17 protein-coding genes are annotated in these 20,830 nt (G+C 52.2%); all 17 read left to right on the top strand.

From position 1 onward, the window contains the following. The 17 genes from tsf (at position 1) to ldcC (ending at position 20,785) form a co-directional block, all read left to right on the top strand. A complete protein-coding gene (gene tsf / locus FDX09_RS04585) occupies positions 1-852 on the top strand; it encodes a translation elongation factor Ts (protein WP_003018551.1) in 852 nt (283 codons plus the stop codon). A 145-nt stretch (positions 853-997) separates the two neighbouring features. Further along, a complete protein-coding gene (gene pyrH, locus FDX09_RS04590) occupies positions 998-1,723 on the top strand; it encodes a UMP kinase (protein WP_003018549.1) in 726 nt (241 codons plus the stop codon). A gap of 139 nt (positions 1,724-1,862) precedes the next feature. After that, a complete protein-coding gene (gene frr / locus FDX09_RS04595) occupies positions 1,863-2,420 on the top strand; it encodes a ribosome recycling factor (RefSeq protein ID WP_006686783.1) in 558 nt (185 codons plus the stop codon). A gap of 98 nt (positions 2,421-2,518) precedes the next feature. Continuing rightward, positions 2,519-3,715, top strand: coding sequence for a 1-deoxy-D-xylulose-5-phosphate reductoisomerase (ispC, locus tag FDX09_RS04600; protein WP_038637403.1), 1,197 nt, complete (start codon positions 2,519-2,521; stop codon positions 3,713-3,715). A 187-nt stretch (positions 3,716-3,902) separates the two neighbouring features. Then, positions 3,903-4,661 (top strand): (2E,6E)-farnesyl-diphosphate-specific ditrans,polycis-undecaprenyl-diphosphate synthase, encoded by a 759-nt coding sequence (ispU, locus tag FDX09_RS04605; protein ID WP_032940405.1) that lies wholly within the window; start codon positions 3,903-3,905, stop codon positions 4,659-4,661. A gap of 12 nt (positions 4,662-4,673) precedes the next feature. Next, complete coding sequence (cdsA, locus tag FDX09_RS04610) at positions 4,674-5,531, top strand: phosphatidate cytidylyltransferase (RefSeq protein WP_038637406.1); 858 nt, start codon at positions 4,674-4,676, stop codon at positions 5,529-5,531. Positions 5,532-5,542: 11 nt separating this feature from the next. Continuing rightward, on the top strand, positions 5,543-6,895 hold the full coding sequence (gene rseP / locus FDX09_RS04615; RefSeq protein WP_038637407.1) for a sigma E protease regulator RseP: 1,353 nt from the start codon (positions 5,543-5,545) through the stop codon (positions 6,893-6,895). A 29-nt stretch (positions 6,896-6,924) separates the two neighbouring features. Then, positions 6,925-9,339, top strand: coding sequence for an outer membrane protein assembly factor BamA (gene bamA, locus FDX09_RS04620; protein WP_038637411.1), 2,415 nt, complete (start codon positions 6,925-6,927; stop codon positions 9,337-9,339). Positions 9,340-9,461: 122 nt separating this feature from the next. Beyond that, positions 9,462-9,947 carry a molecular chaperone Skp gene (gene skp / locus FDX09_RS04625; RefSeq protein WP_016151765.1) on the top strand — a complete coding sequence of 162 codons (486 nt, stop codon included), beginning with the start codon at positions 9,462-9,464 and terminating at the stop codon, positions 9,945-9,947. Positions 9,948-9,950: 3 nt separating this feature from the next. Further along, entirely contained in the window at positions 9,951-10,976 is a 1,026-nt protein-coding gene (gene lpxD / locus FDX09_RS04630) for a UDP-3-O-(3-hydroxymyristoyl)glucosamine N-acyltransferase (RefSeq protein WP_038637414.1), read from the top strand. 103 nt (positions 10,977-11,079) lie between these two features. Continuing rightward, entirely contained in the window at positions 11,080-11,535 is a 456-nt protein-coding gene (fabZ, locus tag FDX09_RS04635; RefSeq protein ID WP_003018528.1) for a 3-hydroxyacyl-ACP dehydratase FabZ, read from the top strand. 3 nt (positions 11,536-11,538) lie between these two features. Continuing rightward, positions 11,539-12,327 (top strand): acyl-ACP--UDP-N-acetylglucosamine O-acyltransferase, encoded by a 789-nt coding sequence (gene lpxA, locus FDX09_RS04640; RefSeq protein ID WP_038637417.1) that lies wholly within the window; start codon positions 11,539-11,541, stop codon positions 12,325-12,327. Then, positions 12,327-13,475, top strand: a complete 1,149-nt coding sequence (gene lpxB / locus FDX09_RS04645) for a lipid-A-disaccharide synthase (protein ID WP_121528603.1) — start codon at positions 12,327-12,329, stop codon at positions 13,473-13,475. The genes lpxA and lpxB overlap by 1 nt, the downstream gene beginning before the upstream one ends. Beyond that, on the top strand, positions 13,472-14,068 hold the full coding sequence (rnhB, locus tag FDX09_RS04650; RefSeq protein WP_038637421.1) for a ribonuclease HII: 597 nt from the start codon (positions 13,472-13,474) through the stop codon (positions 14,066-14,068). Before lpxB ends, rnhB begins: the two co-directional genes overlap by 4 nt. A gap of 24 nt (positions 14,069-14,092) precedes the next feature. Next, positions 14,093-17,575, top strand: a complete 3,483-nt coding sequence (gene dnaE, locus FDX09_RS04655; RefSeq protein ID WP_085048274.1) for a DNA polymerase III subunit alpha — start codon at positions 14,093-14,095, stop codon at positions 17,573-17,575. Between the two features lie 12 nt (positions 17,576-17,587). After that, entirely contained in the window at positions 17,588-18,547 is a 960-nt protein-coding gene (gene accA, locus FDX09_RS04660; RefSeq protein WP_038637427.1) for an acetyl-CoA carboxylase carboxyl transferase subunit alpha, read from the top strand. A 99-nt stretch (positions 18,548-18,646) separates the two neighbouring features. Continuing rightward, on the top strand, positions 18,647-20,785 hold the full coding sequence (ldcC, locus tag FDX09_RS04665) for a lysine decarboxylase LdcC (protein WP_038637430.1): 2,139 nt from the start codon (positions 18,647-18,649) through the stop codon (positions 20,783-20,785). The last annotated feature ends 45 nt before the right edge of the window (positions 20,786-20,830 follow it).

Genomic DNA, 20,830 nt, shown 5'->3' on the forward strand with positions numbered 1-20,830 from the left:
ATGGCTGAAATTACCGCATCCCTGGTAAAAGAGCTGCGTGAGCGTACTGGCGCAGGCATGATGGATTGCAAAAAAGCACTGACTGAAGCTAATGGCGACATCGAGCTGGCAATCGAAAACATGCGTAAGTCCGGCGCAATCAAAGCGGCGAAAAAAGCAGGCAACGTTGCTGCTGACGGCGTAATCAAAACCAAAATCGACGGCAACATCGCTTTCATTCTGGAAGTTAACTGCCAGACTGACTTCGTTGCTAAAGATGCTGGTTTCCAGGCATTTGCTGACAAAGTACTGGACGCTGCCGTTGCTGGCAAAATCACTGACGTTGAAGTTCTGAAAGCACAGTTCGAAGAAGAACGTGTTGCGCTGGTTGCTAAAATCGGTGAGAACATCAATATTCGTCGCGTGGCTTCCCTGGAAGGCGAAGTTCTGGGTAACTACCAGCACGGTGCGCGTATCGGTGTTCTGGTCGCTGCTACTGGCGCTGACGAAGAACTGGTTAAACAGCTGGCAATGCACGTTGCTGCAAGCAAACCAGAATTCGTTAAGCCGGAAGACGTTTCTGCTGAAGTGGTAGAGAAAGAATACCAGGTTCAGCTGGACATCGCCATGCAGTCTGGCAAGCCGAAAGAAATCGCAGAGAAAATGGTTGAAGGCCGTATGAAGAAATTCACCGGCGAAGTTTCTCTGACTGGCCAGCCTTTCGTTATGGAACCGAGCAAATCTGTTGGTCAGCTGCTGAAAGAGCACAACGCTGACGTAACTGGTTTCATCCGCTTCGAAGTGGGTGAAGGCATCGAGAAAGTTGAGACTGACTTTGCAGCAGAAGTTGCTGCGATGTCCAAGCAGTCTTAATTTTTAAAGGAGCCGCCTGAGGGCGGCTTCTTTTTGTGTCTGGCTTGTAAATTCAGCGAACCGCTATAGTGGTCATGCTGAAAAGCGACATACAATGTCGCCGGAATTAACTCATCTCATTCGTTGACAGTCTCAGGAAAGAAACATGGCTACCAATGCAAAACCCGTCTACAAACGTATTCTGCTTAAGTTAAGTGGCGAAGCTCTGCAAGGTTCAGAAGGCTTCGGTATTGATGCAAGCATACTTGACCGTATGGCTCAGGAAATCAAAGAGCTGGTTGAGCTGGGTATTCAGGTTGGCGTAGTGATTGGTGGCGGTAACCTGTTCCGTGGTGCTGGTCTGGCGAAAGCAGGGATGAACCGCGTTGTGGGCGACCACATGGGCATGTTAGCCACCGTAATGAACGGTCTGGCGATGCGCGATGCGCTTCACCGCGCCTATGTGAACGCTCGCTTGATGTCCGCCATTCCTCTGAACGGCGTGTGTGATAACTACAGCTGGGCGGAAGCTATCAGCCTGCTGCGTAACAACCGCGTTGTTATTTTGTCTGCGGGTACCGGCAATCCGTTCTTCACTACTGATTCAGCAGCCTGTCTGCGCGGTATTGAAATTGAAGCGGATGTGGTACTGAAAGCTACCAAAGTGGACGGCGTATTTACTGCCGACCCGGCTAAAGATCCTACGGCGACCATGTACGAACAGTTGACCTACACTGAAGTACTGGATAAAGAGCTGAAAGTGATGGATCTGGCGGCGTTCACGCTGGCTCGTGACCACAAATTACCGATTCGTGTCTTTAACATGAACAAACCGGGTGCGTTGCGCCGTGTTGTTATGGGTGAAAAAGAAGGCACGTTAATCACGGAATAATTCCCGTTGCGGCTAAATGCAGGTAATATTCCGCTTTAATGTCGCGGGATACGTCCCTCAAAATTAATCAAGACTATACTTGTCACAGTTTGCGTGGTGGGTGTGGTCTGACTGAAACGAGCTTTCAAGGATTCGTAACGTGATCAACGATATCAGAAAAGATGCTGAAGTACGCATGGACAAATGCGTCGAAGCGTTCAAAAATCAAATCAGCAAAATTCGTACGGGCCGTGCTTCTCCTAGCCTGCTGGATGGTATTGTCGTGGAATATTACGGCACGCCGACTCCGCTGCGCCAGCTGGCAAGCGTAACGGTTGAAGATTCCCGTACCCTGAAAATCAACGTGTTTGACCGTTCCATGGGGCCAGCCGTTGAAAAAGCAATTATGGCTTCCGACCTTGGTCTGAATCCAAGTTCAGCGGGTTCCGACATCCGCGTTCCGCTGCCGCCGCTGACCGAAGAGCGTCGTAAAGATCTGACCAAGATCGTGCGTGGCGAAGCTGAAGGCGCGCGTGTTGCCGTACGTAACGTACGCCGCGATGCAAACGACAAAGTGAAAGCGCTGTTGAAAGATAAAGAGATCAGCGAAGACGACGATCGCCGCTCTCAGGACGAAGTACAGAAACTGACTGACGCAGCGATCAAGAAAGTTGATGCGGCGCTGGCAGAGAAAGAAACGGAACTGATGCAGTTCTGATTCATCTGTACGCTAAAAACGCCGCTTAGAAGGCCTGCAAAGGCTGGATGGCGGCGTTTTGCTTTTTTCTGCCTATACCCTATTTTTCTGGATGTCTCATGAAGCAATTAACCATCCTGGGATCAACCGGTTCCATTGGTTGCAGTACGCTGGATGTAGTACGCCATAACCCGGAAAAATTTCGTGTTGCTGCGTTGGTTGCGGGTAAGAATGTTGCCCGTATGGTGGAGCAATGCCTGGAATTTTCTCCTCGCTATGCGGTAATGGACGATGAAAAAAGCGCGGCATTGCTAAAATCGGCTCTGCTGGAGCAGGGTAGCCGCACTGAAGTTATGAGTGGACAGCAGGCTGCCTGTGATATGGCCGCGCTGGATGATGTTGATCAGGTTATGGCGGCGATTGTCGGCGCAGCGGGCTTGCTGCCGACGCTTTCGGCAATCCGCGCGGGCAAAAGCATTTTGCTGGCGAACAAAGAGTCTCTGGTCACCTGCGGACGTCTGTTTATGGACGACGTGAAACGCCACAAAGCGCAGCTTTTGCCGGTTGATAGCGAGCATAACGCGATTTTTCAGAGTTTACCGCAACCGATCCAACTCAATCTGGGATACGCTGACCTTGAGCAAAACGGCGTCGTGTCCGTGCTGCTTACCGGGTCTGGTGGCCCTTTCCGTGAAACGCCATTGCGCGATCTGGTTGCTATGACCCCCGATCAGGCATGTCGTCATCCGAATTGGTCGATGGGACGAAAAATCTCTGTCGATTCAGCCACCATGATGAATAAAGGTCTGGAATACATTGAAGCGCGTTGGTTATTCAATGCCAGCGCAAGCCAGATGGAAGTGCTGATTCATCCGCAGTCGGTTATTCATTCGATGGTACGTTATCAGGATGGCAGCGTTCTGGCGCAGTTGGGGGAACCTGACATGCGTACACCTATTGCCCATACGATGGCATGGCCGGAACGTGTGACGTCTGGCGTTAAGCCTGTCGACTTTTGCCAACTCAGTGCGTTGACGTTTTCCGCACCTGATTATCAGCGCTATCCGTGCCTGAAACTGGCGATGGACGCGTTTGAGCAAGGGCAGGCGGCAACGACCGCACTGAACGCCGCAAATGAAATTACCGTTGCCGCATTTCTGGCGCAGCAGATTCGATTTACCGATATTGCCGATCTTAATTTATCCGTACTGGATAAGATGGATTTGCAGGAGCCGCAGAGCGTTGATGACGTGCTGAAGGTTGATACCATCGCGCGGGAAGTCGCCAGAAAAGAAGTGATGCGACTCTCAAGCTGATGATAATCCCTCTACGGAAGATCGTGCTATTTGTTAGCGTTGGGCTTCAGTGATATAGTCTGCGCCACTCGATCGCGGGTAGTTGCTTTTTTTCGGTCGGGTAAGCCGTGGTTTGACACGGCTTTTTTGTGGATGGGCTTCAGTATTCCTGAGTACCGTAAATCCTTTCAGGGACTAAAAACGCGTTATGTTGTCTGCAACTAAACCATTAAGCGAAAATTTGCCAGCACATGGTTGCCGCCATGTTGCAATCATCATGGATGGCAATGGCCGCTGGGCGAAAAAGCAAGGGAAGATTCGCGCCTTTGGGCATAAGGCCGGAGCAAAATCCGTCCGCCGGGCTGTCTCTTTTGCTGCCAATAACGGTATTGATGCGTTAACGCTGTATGCCTTTAGCAGTGAGAACTGGAACCGACCTGCGCAGGAAGTGAGCGCGTTAATGGAACTGTTTGTGTGGGCGCTTGATAGCGAAGTGAAAAACCTGCACCGCCATAACGTACGTCTGCGTATTATCGGGGATATCAGTCGATTTAACTCACGTTTGCAAGAACGGATTCGCAAATCAGAAGCGCTTACCGCCCAGAATACCGGGTTGACGCTGAATATTGCAGCCAATTACGGTGGACGGTGGGATATTGTCCAGGGAGTCAGGCAACTGGCACAACAGGTGCAGGAAGGTCTGCTGCGCCCAGAGCAAATCGATGAAGAGATGCTTGGGCAGCAAATTTGTATGCATGAACTGGCCCCTGTGGATTTAGTGATAAGGACTGGGGGAGAACATCGAATTAGTAATTTTTTGTTGTGGCAAATTGCCTATGCCGAACTTTACTTTACGGATGTTCTCTGGCCCGATTTCGATGAACAAGACTTTGAAGGTGCGCTGCATGCCTTTGCTAATCGTGAGCGTCGTTTCGGCGGCACCGAGCCCGGTGATGAAAAAGCCTGATGGGGGTCGCTTTTGCTGAAGTATCGCCTGATTTCTGCTTTTGTTTTAATACCCGTTGTCATCGCGGCGTTGTTTTTGCTGCCGCCGGTGGGGTTCGCCATTGTTACGCTGGTTGTCTGTATGTTGGCCGCCTGGGAATGGGGACAGTTAAGCGGTTTTACCACGCGTACACAGCGAGTCTGGCTGGCGGTTTTGTGCGGGCTCTTGCTGGCGCTAATGCTATTTTTACTGCCAGAATACCATCGCAATATTCATCAGCCGCTGGTTGAAGTATCGCTATGGGCGTCGCTGGGTTGGTGGATCGTCGCGCTGTTACTGGTACTGTTTTACCCAGGTTCTGCGTCGGTCTGGCGTAATTCCAAAACATTACGCATAATTTTCGGCGTGCTAACCATTGTTCCTTTCTTTTGGGGAATGCTGGCGCTACGGGCATGGCACTATGATGAAAATCATTATAGTGGCGCGCTATGGCTGCTGTATGTCATGATCCTCGTCTGGGGAGCGGACTCTGGCGCGTATATGTTTGGTAAGCTGTTTGGCAAACACAAACTGGCACCGAAGGTTTCTCCTGGTAAAACCTGGCAGGGTTTTATTGGCGGACTCGCCACTGCGGCCGTAATCTCATGGGGTTATGGCATGTGGGCGAATCTTGAAGTTGCGCCTGTCACCTTGCTCATTTGCTCCATCGTTGCAGCCCTGGCCTCCGTGCTGGGTGACCTGACTGAGAGTATGTTTAAGCGTGAAGCAGGTATTAAGGACAGTGGTCACTTAATTCCAGGACACGGCGGTATTCTGGATCGTATTGATAGCCTGACGGCTGCGGTACCGGTCTTTGCCTGCCTGTTGTTACTGGTATTCAGGACGCTCTAACGGATGGTCTTATGCTGAGTATTCTCTGGAATCTGGCTGCATTCATCGTCGCACTCGGTGTGCTTATCACCGTGCATGAATTTGGTCATTTCTGGGTTGCACGGCGCTGCGGAGTCCGCGTTGAGCGCTTTTCCATTGGCTTTGGAAAAGCGCTTTGGCGTCGTACCGATAAACTGGGTACAGAATACGTCATCGCTCTAATCCCCCTCGGCGGTTACGTCAAAATGCTGGATGAGCGCGCTGAACCGGTGGTACCGGAGCTGCGCCATTACGCTTTCAACAATAAAACGGTTGGGCAGCGCGCGGCTATTATCGCCGCAGGTCCGATCGCAAACTTCCTTTTTGCTATTTTCGCTTATTGGCTGGTGTTTATCATTGGCGTTCCTGGCGTTCGTCCGGTTGTTGGTGAAATAACACCCAACTCGATTGCTGCGCAGGCGCAAATTCAGCCTGGTACGGAACTAAAAGCGGTTGATGGTATCGAAACCCCTGATTGGGATGCCGTGAGACTGCAGTTGGTTTCCAAAATTGGCGATGAGCATACAACGCTCAGCGTGGCGCAGTTTGGCAGTAACCAGCGGCAGGACAAAACGCTGGATTTGCGCCATTGGGCATTTGAGCCAGACAAACAGGATCCCGTCGCCAGTTTAGGGATTCGCCCACGCGGTCCGCAGATTGAATCGGTGCTGTCAGAAGTGCAGGCTAACTCGGCTGCAAGTAAGGCGGGTTTGCAAGCTGGCGACAGGATCGTTAAAGTCAATGGTCAGCCGCTGACGCAATGGATGATGTTCGTGACGCTGGTGCGCGATAATCCGGATAAGCCGTTAGCGCTAGATATTGAAAGACAAGGCAGTTCCTTGTCTTTAACGTTAACCCCGGATTCAAAACAGGTTAACGGGAAGGCAGAAGGTTTTGCGGGCGTGGTGCCTAAAATTATTCCTCTGCCTGATGAGTATAAGACTGTACGCCAGTATGGACCCTTCAGCGCCATCGTCGAAGCCTCGGATAAAACGTGGCAGTTGATGAAGCTGACGGTCAGTATGCTGGGAAAATTGATTACCGGTGATGTAAAACTGAACAACCTCAGTGGGCCGATTTCTATCGCCCAGGGGGCTGGGATGTCAGCGGAGTTCGGGGTGATTTATTACCTGATGTTCCTTGCGCTTATCAGCGTGAACTTAGGGATAATTAACCTGTTTCCGTTGCCCGTTCTTGACGGGGGGCATCTGCTGTTCCTGGCGATTGAAAAGCTGAAGGGCGGTCCGGTATCCGAGCGGGTTCAAGACTTTAGTTATCGCATTGGCTCTATCTTGCTGGTGTTGTTAATGGGGCTTGCACTTTTCAATGATTTCTCTCGGTTGTAAGAGAGTGTTAGGAAGAACGCATAATAACGATGGCGATGAAAAAGTTGCTCATAGCGTCGCTGCTGTTTAGCAGCGCCACCGTATACGGTGCTGAAGGGTTCGTAGTGAAGGACATTCATTTCGAAGGCCTACAGCGAGTCGCCGTTGGTGCGGCTCTCCTCAGTATGCCGGTGCGCACAGGCGACACGGTTAATGATGAAGACATCAGTAATACCATTCGTGCTCTGTTCGCCACCGGTAACTTTGAGGATGTCCGCGTCCTGCGCGATGGTGATACCCTTCTGGTTCAGGTAAAAGAACGTCCGACGATTGCCAGCATTACTTTCTCCGGTAACAAATCGGTGAAAGACGACATGCTGAAGCAAAACCTCGAGGCGTCTGGCGTACGTGTTGGCGAGTCTCTGGATCGCACCACGCTTGCCGATATCGAAAAAGGCCTGGAAGATTTCTACTATAGCGTCGGTAAGTACAGCGCCAGTGTGAAAGCGGTGGTAACGCCGTTGCCGCGTAACCGCGTTGACCTCAAACTGGTCTTCCAGGAAGGTGTTTCGGCGAAGATCCAACAGATCAATATCGTCGGCAACCATGCCTTCTCGACTGACGAACTTATCTCTCACTTCCAACTGCGTGATGAAGTGCCGTGGTGGAACGTAGTGGGCGATCGTAAATACCAGAAACAGAAACTCGCGGGCGATCTCGAAACCCTGCGCAGCTACTATCTGGATCGCGGTTATGCTCGCTTTAATATCGATTCTACCCAGGTGAGCCTGACGCCGGATAAAAAAGGTATCTACATCACCGTTAACATCACTGAAGGCGATCAGTACAAGCTTTCTGGGGTAGAGGTGAGCGGTAACCTGGCCGGACACTCCGCCGAAATTGAGAGCCTGACCAAAATCGAGCCAGGCGAACTCTATAACGGCACCAAAGTGACCAAAATGGAAGATGATATCAAGAAGCTTCTGGGGCGCTATGGCTATGCCTATCCGCGCGTACAGTCGCAGCCTGAAATCAACGATGCCGACAAAACCGTTAAATTACGCGTAAATGTGGATGCGGGTAACCGTTTCTATGTGCGTAAGATTCGCTTTGAAGGTAACGACACGTCTAAAGACTCCGTTCTGCGTCGCGAAATGCGTCAGATGGAAGGTGCATGGTTGGGCAGCGATCTGGTCGACCAGGGTAAAGAACGTCTGAACCGTCTGGGTTACTTTGAAACCGTCGATACCGATACTCAGCGTGTTCCGGGCCGTCCGGATCAGGTTGATGTGGTCTATAAGGTGAAAGAGCGTAACACCGGTAGCTTTAACTTCGGCGTCGGTTACGGTACCGAGAGCGGCGTGAGCTTCCAGGCGGGCGTTCAGCAGGATAACTGGTTAGGTACCGGTTATTCCGTCGGGATTAACGGCACCAAAAACGACTACCAGACCTATACTGAGTTGTCTGTCACCAACCCGTACTTCACCGTTGACGGTGTGAGCCTTGGCGGTCGCGTCTTCTATAACGACTTTGAAGCGGATGATGCAGACCTGTCCGACTATACCAACAAAAGTTATGGTACTGACGTAACGCTCGGCTTCCCGGTTAACGAATACAATACGCTGCGTGCTGGCCTGGGTTATGTACATAACAAACTGTCCAACATGCAGCCGCAGATCGCGATGGATCGTTATCTTGAGTCGATGGGACAACCTGCTGATACCAGCAGTTTTGCCGCTGATGACTTCACCTTCAACTACGGTTGGACGTACAACAAGTTAGACCGTGGTTATTTCCCGACAGACGGTTCGCGTGTCAACCTGAATGGTAAAGTGACCATTCCGGGTTCTGATAACGAATACTACAAATTGTCGATGGATACCGCGACCTACGTGCCGATTGATGACGATCACAAATGGGTTGTCCTGGGCCGTACCAAGTGGGGTTATGGTGATGGCATCGGTAGCAAAGAGATGCCGTTCTACGAGAACTTCTATGCTGGTGGTTCCAGTACCGTGCGTGGTTTCCAGTCGAATACTATCGGCCCGAAAGCTGTTTATAAAAATGGCGCCCACACGAGCTGGGACGATAATAATGATTACGAAGACTGTACTCAGGAAGCTGGTTGTAAATCTGATGATGCGGTAGGTGGTAACGCCATGGCTGTCGCCAGCCTGGAGTTTATTACCCCGACGCCGTTCATCAGCGACAAGTATGCCAACTCGGTCCGTACCTCGTTCTTCTGGGATATGGGTACCGTTTGGGATACGAACTGGGATCCGTCATCTGCGCCGTCGGATGTACCGGACTATAGCGATCCGAGCAATATCCGTATGTCAGCAGGTATCGCTTTACAATGGATGTCCCCATTGGGGCCGTTGGTTTTCTCCTACGCCCAACCGTTCAAGAAGTACGATGGAGACAAAGCGGAACAGTTCCAGTTTAACATTGGTAAAACCTGGTAATTGTTCTTCGCAAAGGAATGTAGTGGTAGTGTAGCGCTGACTTTAGGCGATCTTGCATGGGATCGCCTGGCCACGCAAAGAACTGTACCTTCGGGTGCAAATGGGATGGTAAGGAGTTAATTGTGAAAAAGTGGTTATTAGCTGCAGGTCTCGGTTTAGCGATGGCAACGTCCGCACAGGCCGCTGACAAAATTGCAATCGTCAACATGGGTAGCCTGTTCCAACAGGTTGCACAGAAGACAGGTGTTTCCGCTACGCTGGAAAACGAGTTCAAAGGCCGTGCCAGCGAACTGCAGCGTATGGAATCCGATCTGCAATCTAAAATGCAGCGTCTGCAATCAATGAAAGCGGGTAGCGATCGTACCAAGCTGGAAAAAGACGTTATGGCTCAGCGTCAGACTTTCTCACAGAAAGCTCAGGCTTTTGAGCAGGATCGTGCGCGTCGTTCCAACGAAGAACGTGGCAAACTGGTTACTCGTATCCAGACAGCTGTGAAATCTGTTGCTAACAGCCAGAGCATCGATCTGGTCGTTGACGCAAACACCGTTGCATACAATAGCAGCGATGTAAAAGACATCACCGCTGACGTACTGAAACAGGTTAAATAAGTAATGCCTTCAATTCGACTGGCTGATTTAGCAGAGCAGTTGGATGCAGAATTACACGGTGATGGCGATATCGTCATCACCGGCGTAGCGTCCATGCAATCTGCGCAAACTGGCAATATCACGTTTATGGTGAATCCTAAGTACCGTGAACACTTAGGCGTATGCCAGGCTTCTGCCGTTGTCATGACGCAGGACGATCTTCCTTTTGCTAAGAGTGCAGCGCTGGTAGTGAAGAATCCCTACCTGACCTATGCTCGTATGGCGCAAATTTTAGATACCACGCCGCAGCCCGCACAAAACGTTGCACCGAGTGCAGCGATCGATGCGACGGCGAAGCTGGGTAAAAATGTCTCTGTGGGCGCAAATGCGGTCATTGAGTCTGGCGTAGAACTGGGCGATAACGTGGTTATTGGCGCAGGCTGCTTCGTCGGGAAAAATACAAAAATCGGCGCAGGTTCTCGCTTGTGGGCGAACGTGACGATTTACCACGACATTCAGATCGGTGAGAATTGCCTGATCCAATCCAGCACTGTCGTCGGTTCGGATGGATTTGGTTACGCGAACGATCGCGGTAACTGGGTGAAGATCCCGCAGCTTGGTCGCGTGATTATCGGCGATCGCGTCGAGATCGGCGCTTGTACTACCATTGACCGTGGTGCCCTGGACGATACTGTGATCGGTAATGGTGTTATCATTGATAATCAGTGCCAGATTGCACATAACGTTGTGATTGGCGACAATACGGCGGTAGCCGGTGGCGTCATTATGGCGGGTAGCCTGAAGATTGGCCGTTACTGCATGATTGGCGGCGCCAGCGTGATCAATGGGCATATGGAAATATGCGACAAAGTCACGGTAACTGGCATGGGTATGGTGATGCGTCCTATCACGGAACCTGGCGTCTACTCCTCAGGCATTCCGCTACAACCCAATAAGGTATGGCGTAAAACAGCTGCACTGGTGATGAATATTGATGATATGAGCAAGCGCCTCAAAGCGATTGAGCGCAAGGTTAATCAACAAGACTAAAGCACCTTTTTTGCATGTCTGACTTTTCGGCCTGTCCCATTCATACGATTGCGACAGGCCGTGTTATTATTGCCTTTTAGTATATTTTGACAGGAAGAGTATTTTGACTACTAACACTCATACTCTGCATATTGAAGAGATTTTAGAACTTCTGCCGCACCGTTTTCCGTTTCTGCTGGTTGACCGCGTGCTGGATTTTGAAGAAGGTCGTTTTCTGCGCGCAGTGAAAAATGTATCCGTTAATGAGCCTTTCTTCCAGGGCCACTTCCCGGGCAAACCTATTTTCCCTGGCGTACTGATTCTGGAAGCGATGGCGCAGGCCACCGGTATCCTCGCATTTAAAAGCGTAGGAAAACTGGAACCAGGCGAACTGTACTATTTCGCGGGTATTGACGAAGCACGCTTTAAGCGTCCTGTCGTGCCGGGCGATCAGATGATCATGGAAGTGACTTTCGAGAAAACGCGCCGTGGCCTGACCCGTTTTAAAGGGGTTGCGCTGGTCGACGGTAAAGTTGTGTGCGAAGCAACGATGATGTGTGCCCGTAGCCGGGAGGCCTGATACGTGATTGATAAATCCGCCTTTATTCACCCTACCGCCATTGTGGAAGAGGGCGCCAGTATTGGCGCTAACGCTCACATTGGCCCATTTTGTATTGTTGGACCCCATGTTGAAATTGGTGAGGGTACCGTACTGAAGTCTCACGTTGTCGTGAATGGCCATACAAAAATTGGTCGCGATAACGAGATCTATCAGTTTGCCTCCATCGGCGAAGTTAACCAGGATCTTAAATATGCTGGCGAACCGACCCGCGTGGAAATTGGCGATCGCAACCGCATCCGCGAAAGCGTCACCATTCATCGTGGCACAGTGCAGGGCGGTGGAGTGACGAAGGTGGGCAGCGATAACTTACTGATGATTAATGCGCACGTCGCGCATGATTGTACGGTAGGCAACCGCTGTATTCTGGCGAATAACGCCACGCTTGCCGGACATGTTTCGCTGGATGATTTTGTTATCATCGGCGGCATGACTGCGGTGCATCAATTCTGCATCATCGGCGCGCATGTGATGGTTGGCGGCTGTTCTGGCGTTGCTCAGGACGTGCCACCGTACGTTATCGCCCAGGGCAACCACGCGACGCCGTTTGGCGTCAATATCGAAGGTCTGAAGCGTCGTGGGTTCACCCGCGAAGCGATTACCGCGATTCGTAATGCCTACAAAGCGTTGTACCGTAGCGGTAAAACGTTGGAAGAAGCGAAACCGGAAATCGCCGAACTGGCGAAACAGCACCCTGAAGTCCAGGCTTTCAGCGACTTCTTTGAGCGCTCAACGCGTGGTCTGATTCGTTAATGACTGAGCAGCGTCCTTTAACGATTGCCCTCGTCGCCGGAGAAACCTCCGGCGATATTCTTGGTGCAGGGCTAATCCGCGCACTCAAAGCTCGTGTTCCCAATGCGCGTTTTGTTGGCGTGGCGGGGCCGCTAATGCAGGCCGAAGGCTGTGAAGCCTGGTACGAAATGGAAGAACTGGCGGTGATGGGCATTGTTGAAGTGCTCGGACGTCTGCGCCGTTTACTGCATATTCGTGCCGATCTCACTCGTCGATTCACCGATCTCAAGCCGGATGTTTTCGTTGGCATTGATGCGCCTGATTTCAATATTACCCTTGAAGGGAACTTGAAAAAGCAGGGCATAAAAACCATTCATTATGTCAGTCCGTCCGTCTGGGCGTGGAGACAGAAACGCGTTTTCAAAATAGGCAGATCCACTAATATGGTGCTGGCTTTTCTGCCTTTCGAAAAAGCGTTTTATGACAAATTTAACGTCCCGTGCCGCTTTATCGGCCACACCATGGCGGATGCCATGCCGTTGGATCCGGATAAACACGCGGCCCGTGATATTTTGGGTATTCCCCACGACGCGCATTGCCTTGCGCTGCTGCCAGGAAGCCGTGGCGCAGAAGTGGAGATGCTCAGCGCCGATTTTCTGAAAACGGCGCAACTGTTACGTCAGCATTATCCGGATCTCGAAGTTGTGGTGCCGTTGGTGAATGCCAAACGCCGGGAGCAGTTTGAGCGTATCAAGGCAGAGGTTGCGCCGGAGCTTTCCGTGCATCTGCTTAATGGCATGGGACGTGAAGCGATGGTGGCCAGCGACGCCGCACTGTTGGCATCAGGCACCGCCGCGCTGGAATGTATGCTGGCAAAGTGTCCGATGGTGGTCGGCTATCGCATGAAACCCTTTACCTTCTGGCTGGCGAAGCGTCTGGTGAAAACGGATTACGTTTCGCTTCCTAACCTGTTAGCGGGAAGAGAACTGGTTAAAGAGCTGTTGCAGGAAGAGTGTGAGCCGCATGCGCTGGCGCAAGCGCTGTTGCCGTTACTGGCGAATGGTAAAACCAGCCATGCGATGCATGACACTTTCCGCGAACTGCATCAGCAGATCCGTTGCAATGCTGATGAGCAGGCGGCGGATGCAGTCCTGGAGTTAGCGCAATGATTGAATTTGTTTATCCGCATACGCATTTAGTGGCGGGTGTGGATGAAGTCGGACGTGGTCCTTTGGTTGGGGCGGTTGTTACTGCTGCCGTCATTCTGGATCCGGCGCGTCCGATTATCGGTCTTAACGACTCAAAAAAACTGTCGGAAAAACGTCGCCTGGCGCTGTTTGATGAAATTAAAGAAAAAGCGTTAAGCTGGAGCGTGGGCCGTGCGGAACCGCATGAAATCGACGATCTGAATATTTTGCATGCCACCATGCTGGCGATGCAGCGTGCGGTCGCGGGGCTGCATATTGCGCCGGAATACGTACTGATTGACGGCAATCGTTGTCCGGCATTACCGGTACCGTCGATGGCGGTAGTCAAAGGTGATAGCCGCGTAGCGGAGATTAGCGCAGCGTCAATACTGGCAAAAGTGACCCGCGATGCTGAAATGGCAGCGCTGGATACGGTTTTTCCGCAGTATGGCTTTGCGCAGCACAAAGGCTATCCAACCGCTTTTCATCTGGAAAAATTGGCACTGTATGGCGCGACAGAGCACCATCGCCGCAGTTTTGGCCCCGTCAAACGCGCACTGGGACTCACGTCCTGATTCTTGTGTCGAAGGAATCTGAAGATGTCTGAACCACGTTTCGTCCACCTCCGGGTGCACAGCGACTACTCCATGATCGATGGGCTGGCGAAAACCGGGCCGCTGGTGAAGAAGGCGGCCGCGTTAGGCATGCCTGCGCTGGCGATCACCGATTTTACCAACCTGTGTGGTCTGGTGAAGTTTTACGGAGCGGGTCACGGCGCCGGTATTAAGCCTATTGTAGGCGCAGATTTTCATGTCCGCAGTGAACTATTGGGTGATGAACTCACGCAACTCACCGTACTGGCCGCTAACAATACCGGCTATCAGAACCTGACGTTATTGATATCAAAAGCCTATCAGCGCGGTTATGGCGCAGAAGGGCCGGTTATCGACCGCGACTGGCTGGTCGAGCTAAAAGAAGGTTTGATTTTGCTCTCCGGCGGCCGCATGGGCGACGTCGGACGTAGCTTGTTGCGCGGTAATAGCGCCCTGGTTGACGAATGCGTGGCGTTTTACGAAGCGCATTTTCCCAATAGCTACTTCCTTGAGCTGATCCGTACCGGCAGACAAGATGAAGAAAACTATCTGCATGCCGCGGTAGAACTGGCCGAAAGGCGTGGTTTGCCGGTGGTGGCGACCAACGATGTTCGCTTCCTGGAAACCGGCGATTTCGACGCGCATGAAATCCGTGTGGCGATCCACGACGGGTTCACCCTTGACGACCCTAAACGCCCGCGTAACTACTCCGCGCAGCAGTATATGCGTAGCGAAGACGAGATGTGCGAGCTGTTCTCCGATATCCCGGAGGCGCTGCAAAACACCGTCGAAATTGCCAAACGCTGTAACGTCACGGTGCGTTTGGGTGAGTATTTCTTGCCACAGTTCCCGACCGGCGATATGACCACCGAGGATTTCCTCGTGGCGAAGTCGAAAGAGGGGCTGGAACAGCGACTGGAGTTCCTGTTCCCGGATCCGGAAGAGCGCGCCAGGCGCCGTCCGGAATATGATGAACGTCTGGATGTTGAGCTACAGGTTATCAACCAGATGGGGTTCCCGGGCTACTTCCTGATCGTTATGGAATTTATCCAGTGGTCGAAGGATAACGGCGTACCAGTAGGTCCGGGACGTGGTTCCGGCGCAGGCTCGCTGGTGGCCTATGCGCTAAAAATTACCGACCTGGATCCGCTGGAATTTGACCTGCTGTTCGAACGTTTCCTGAACCCGGAACGTGTCTCAATGCCCGACTTCGACGTTGACTTCTGTATGGAGAAACGCGACCAGGTTATTGAACACGTGGCGGATATGTACGGTCGTGATGCGGTTTCGCAGATTATTACTTTCGGTACGATGGCGGCAAAAGCGGTTATCCGAGACGTGGGCCGCGTGCTGGGGCACCCGTACGGCTTCGTGGATCGTATTTCGAAACTGGTGCCGCCCGATCCGGGCATGACGCTGGCGAAAGCCTTCGAAGCTGAACCGCAACTGCCGGAAATCTATGAGGCAGATGAAGAGGTTAAAGCGCTGATCGATATGGCGCGTAAGCTGGAAGGCGTCACACGTAACGCCGGTAAGCACGCCGGTGGCGTGGTTATCGCTCCGACCAAAATTACCGATTTTGCGCCGCTATACTGCGATGAACAGGGGCTGCACCCGGTTACTCAGTTTGATAAGAACGACGTGGAATACGCCGGCCTGGTGAAGTTCGACTTCCTGGGGCTGCGTACGCTGACCATCATCAACTGGGCGCTGGAGATGATCAACGCCCGCCGTGAAAAGAACGGCGAGCCGCCGCTGGATATCGCGGCCATTCCGCTTGACGATAAGAAAAGCTTCGACATGCTGCAACGCTCGGAAACCACCGCGGTATTCCAGCTTGAATCCCGCGGCATGAAGGATCTGATCAAACGTCTGCAGCCTGACTGCTTCGAAGATATGATCGCACTGGTGGCCCTGTTCCGCCCGGGCCCGCTACAGTCGGGGATGGTAGATAACTTTATCGACCGTAAGCATGGTCGCGAAGAGATTTCCTATCCGGACGTACAATGGCAGCATGAGTGTCTGAAGCCGGTACTGGAGCCAACCTACGGCATTATCCTGTATCAGGAACAGGTTATGCAGATTGCCCAGGAGCTGTCTGGTTACACGCTTGGCGGCGCGGATATGCTGCGTCGTGCGATGGGTAAGAAAAAGCCGGAAGAAATGGCCAAACAGCGCGGCACCTTTGAAGAAGGGGCGAAAAAGCGCGGCGTCGACGGCGAACTGGCGATGAAAATCTTTGACCTGGTGGAGAAATTCGCCGGTTACGGATTTAACAAATCACACTCCGCCGCCTATGCGCTGGTCTCTTACCAGACGCTATGGTTGAAGGCGCATTACCCGGCCGAGTTTATGGCGGCGGTAATGACGGCCGATATGGATAACACCGAGAAAGTGGTCGGGCTGGTGGATGAATGCTGGCGCATGGGGTTAAAAATCCTGCCGCCAGACATTAACTCCGGGCTTTACCATTTCCACGTTAACGATGATGGCGAGATTGTTTATGGCATCGGCGCGATAAAAGGCGTGGGTGAAGGGCCAATTGAAGCTATTATTGAGGCGCGCAACGAAGGCGGTTACTTCCGCGAGCTGTTTGATCTCTGTGCGCGTACGGATATCAAAAAACTCAATCGCCGGGTGCTGGAAAAACTGATTATGTCCGGGGCGTTTGACCGCCTTGGCCCACACCGCGCGGCGTTGATGAATTCGTTGAATGATGCGCTAAAAGCCGCCGATCAGCATGCGAAAGCCGAGGCTATTGGCCAGGCTGATATGTTTGGCGTGCTGGCGGAAGAACCCGAACAAATTGAACAGTCTTATGCCAACTGTACACCGTGGCCTGAGCAGGTAGTATTAGACGGTGAGCGTGAAACGTTAGGGCTTTACCTGACGGGACACCCTATCAACCAGTATTTGAAAGAAATTGAGCGCTATGTTGGAGGCCACAGGCTGAAAGACATGCATCCGACAGAACGTGGTAAAGTCACCACGGCTGCGGGGCTCGTCATTGCCGCGCGGGTAATGGTCACCAAGCGCGGCAATCGTATCGGCATCTGTACACTGGATGACCGTTCCGGGCGTCTGGAAGTTATGTTGTTTACCGATGCCCTGGATAAATACCAGCAATTGCTGGAAAAAGACCGCATACTTATCGTCAGCGGACAGGTCAGCTTTGATGACTTCAGCGGCGGGCTTAAAATGATGGCCCGTGAAGTCATGGATATTGACGAAGCCCGGGAAAAATATGCTCGCGGGCTTGCTATCTCGCTGACGGACAGGCAAATTGATGACCAGCTTTTAAACCGACTCCGTCAGTCTCTGGAACCCCACCGCTCGGGGACAATTCCAGTACATCTCTACTATCAGAGGGCGGATGCACGTGCGCGGTTGCGTTTTGGCGCGACGTGGCGTGTCTCTCCGAGCGATCGTTTGCTAAACGATCTCCGCGGCCTTATTGGTTCGGAGCAGGTGGAACTGGAGTTTGACTAATACAGGAATACTATGAGTCTGAATTTCCTTGATTTTGAACAGCCGATTGCAGAGCTGGAAGCAAAAATCGATTCTCTGACTGCGGTTAGCCGTCAGGATGAGAAACTGGATATTAACATCGATGAAGAAGTGCATCGTCTGCGTGAAAAAAGCGTAGAACTGACGCGTAAAATCTTCGCCGATCTTGGCGCATGGCAGGTAGCCCAACTGGCGCGCCATCCACAGCGTCCGTACACCCTGGATTATGTCCGCCTGGCGTTTGATGAATTTGATGAGCTGGCGGGCGATCGTGCCTATGCGGATGACAAAGCTATCGTCGGCGGTATCGCGCGTCTGGATGGCCGTCCGGTGATGATCATTGGTCATCAGAAAGGCCGTGAGACCAAAGAAAAAATTCGTCGTAATTTCGGCATGCCAGCGCCGGAAGGCTATCGCAAAGCGCTGCGTCTGATGGAAATGGCAGAACGTTTCAACATGCCGATCATTACCTTCATCGACACCCCAGGGGCTTACCCGGGTGTGGGCGCGGAAGAACGTGGTCAGTCTGAAGCGATCGCGCGCAACCTGCGTGAAATGTCGCGTCTGAGCGTACCGGTCATCTGCACCGTTATCGGTGAAGGTGGTTCCGGCGGCGCGCTGGCGATCGGCGTAGGCGATAAAGTGAATATGCTGCAATACAGCACCTATTCCGTTATCTCCCCAGAAGGTTGTGCCTCCATTCTGTGGAAAAGCGCTGATAAAGCGCCGCTGGCCGCTGAAGCGATGGGCATTATCGCGCCGCGTCTGAAAGAGCTGAAGCTTATCGACTCTATCATTCCTGAACCGTTGGGTGGCGCGCACCGTAACCCGGAAGCCATGGCGGCGTCACTGAAAGCGCAACTGCTGGCCGATCTCGCCGATCTTGATGTGTTAGGTAAAGAAGATCTGAAAAACCGTCGCTACCAGCGTCTGATGAGCTACGGCTACGCATAAGCTACATTAATTCTGAAAAGGGCCACAATGCTGTGGCCCTTTTTTTTACCTGCAGTTTGACCAGGCTATGCTTAACTGAGGTTTTTCCAGGAGGAACGCATGAATATCATTGCCATCATGGGACCGCATGGCGTCTTTTATAAAGATGAGCCCATCAAGGAACTTGAGCGTGCGCTACAACAGCAGGGGTTTCAGATTATCTGGCCGCAGAATAGCGTTGACCTGCTGAAGTTTATCGAACATAACCCGCGAATTTGCGGCGTCATTTTTGACTGGGATGAATACAGTCTGGATCTGTGCAGTGACATCAACCAGCTCAACGAATATCTTCCGCTTTACGCCTTTATTAATACCCATTCAACGATGGATGTCAGCGCTCACGACCTGCGCATGGCGCTGTGGTTTTTTGAGTATGCGCTGGGCCAGTCTGAAGACATTGCCACCCGCATCCGCCAGTACACCAGCGAATATCTGGATAACATTACGCCCCCTTTCACCAAAGCGCTGTTTACCTATGTGAAGGAAGGAAAGTATACCTTTTGCACGCCCGGTCATATGGCGGGAACGGCGTACCAGAAAAGCCCGGTCGGCTGCCTGTTCTATGATTTCTTTGGCGGTAATACGCTGAAAGCCGATGTCTCCATTTCAGTGACCGAGCTGGGCTCGCTGCTGGATCATACCGGCCCGCACCTGGAAGCGGAGGAGTATATCGCGCGCACTTTTGGCGCCGAGCAGAGCTATATGGTGACCAACGGCACGTCCACCTCCAATAAAATTGTTGGTATGTACGCCGCACCCACGGGCAGTACGCTGTTGATTGACCGCAACTGTCATAAGTCGTTGGCACATTTGCTGATGATGAGCGATGTGGTGCCAATCTGGTTGAAGCCGACGCGTAATGCGTTGGGTATTCTGGGCGGTATCCCCCGAAGGGAATTTAGCCGGGCAAGCATCGAAAGCAAGGTAGAGGAGACCCCCCAGGCGCAATGGCCGGTGCATGCGGTGATCACCAACTCCACCTATGACGGCCTGCTGTATAACACCAACTGGATCAAACAAACGCTGGATGTGCCCTCTATCCATTTTGATTCAGCCTGGGTGCCATATACCCATTTTCATCCGATCTATCAGGGGAAAAGCGGGATGAGCGGTGAGCGCGTGCCGGGGAAGGTGATTTTTGAAACCCAGTCCACCCACAAGATGCTGGCGGCGTTGTCACAGGCTTCTTTGATCCACATTAAGGGCGATTACGACGAAGACACCTTTAACGAAGCCTTTATGATGCACACATCCACTTCGCCGAGTTACCCGATTGTTGCCTCGATAGAAACCGCAGCGGCAATGCTGCGTGGCAATTCCGGTAAGCGGTTAATCAATCGTTCGGTGGAGCGGGCGCTGCATTTTCGTAAAGAAGTGCAGCGGTTGCGTGAAGAGTCGGATGGCTGGTTTTTTGATATCTGGCAACCAGAAAGGGTGGATGAAGCAGAATGCTGGCCGGTAGCGCCCGGTGAAGACTGGCACGGATTTATCGATGCTGACGCCGACCACATGTTTCTTGACCCGGTAAAAGTCACTATTCTGACGCCGGGGATGGATGAACAGGGAAATATGAGTGAAGAGGGGATTCCTGCCGCGCTGGTGGCGAAATTCCTTGATGAACGCGGCGTGGTTGTCGAGAAAACGGGACCGTATAATCTGTTGTTCCTGTTCAGCATCGGCATTGATAAAACCCGGGCGATGGGCCTGCTGCGCGGGCTGACGGAATTTAAGCGTTCGTACGATCTGAATTTACGCGTGAAAAACATGCTGCCGGATCTGTATGCTGAAGATCCTGATTTTTATCGCAATATGCGCATTCAGGATCTGGCGCAGGGGATCCATAGGCTTATTCGCCAGCACGATCTTTCCGGGCTGATGCTGCGGGCATTTGATACCTTACCGGAAATGAAAATGACGCCGCATCAGGCCTGGCAACGGCAGATCAAAGGTGAGGTTGAAACGGTAGCGCTCGATCAACTGGTGGGGCGCGTTTCCGCCAATATGATCCTGCCTTACCCTCCCGGCGTACCGCTCTTGATGCCTGGTGAAATGATCACGGAAAAAAGCCGGGCTGTACTCGATTTCCTGCTGATGCTGTGCTCCGTGGGCCATCATTATCCTGGATTTGAAACCGATATCCATGGCGCTAAACTGGGTGAGGATGGCGTGTATCGTGTGAGAGTCTTAAAAATGGCATAACGACTTGCCTGAACCCATTGAGCGCGAGTAACGTGCTGAAAGAAC

Source organism: Citrobacter sp. wls717, assembly GCF_005280955.1.
In the GTDB taxonomy this organism is placed as follows: Bacteria; Pseudomonadota; Gammaproteobacteria; order Enterobacterales; family Enterobacteriaceae; genus Citrobacter; species Citrobacter werkmanii.

Bases quoted from the DNA above. Each gene is read 5' to 3' on its own strand.
- bamA (WP_038637411.1), top strand. From the start codon at position 6,925: ATGGCGATGAAAAAGTTGCTCATAGCGTCGCTGCTGTTTAGCAGCGCC.
- rseP (WP_038637407.1), top strand. From the start codon at position 5,543: ATGCTGAGTATTCTCTGGAATCTGGCTGCATTCATCGTCGCACTCGGT.
- pyrH (WP_003018549.1), top strand. From the start codon at position 998: ATGGCTACCAATGCAAAACCCGTCTACAAACGTATTCTGCTTAAGTTA.
- ispU (WP_032940405.1), top strand. From the start codon at position 3,903: ATGTTGTCTGCAACTAAACCATTAAGCGAAAATTTGCCAGCACATGGT.
- lpxD (WP_038637414.1), top strand. From the start codon at position 9,951: ATGCCTTCAATTCGACTGGCTGATTTAGCAGAGCAGTTGGATGCAGAA.
- ispC (WP_038637403.1), top strand. From the start codon at position 2,519: ATGAAGCAATTAACCATCCTGGGATCAACCGGTTCCATTGGTTGCAGT.
- rnhB (WP_038637421.1), top strand. From the start codon at position 13,472: ATGATTGAATTTGTTTATCCGCATACGCATTTAGTGGCGGGTGTGGAT.
- tsf (WP_003018551.1), top strand. From the start codon at position 1: ATGGCTGAAATTACCGCATCCCTGGTAAAAGAGCTGCGTGAGCGTACT.
- accA (WP_038637427.1), top strand. From the start codon at position 17,588: ATGAGTCTGAATTTCCTTGATTTTGAACAGCCGATTGCAGAGCTGGAA.
- lpxB (WP_121528603.1), top strand. From the start codon at position 12,327: ATGACTGAGCAGCGTCCTTTAACGATTGCCCTCGTCGCCGGAGAAACC.
- dnaE (WP_085048274.1), top strand. From the start codon at position 14,093: ATGTCTGAACCACGTTTCGTCCACCTCCGGGTGCACAGCGACTACTCC.
- ldcC (WP_038637430.1), top strand. From the start codon at position 18,647: ATGAATATCATTGCCATCATGGGACCGCATGGCGTCTTTTATAAAGAT.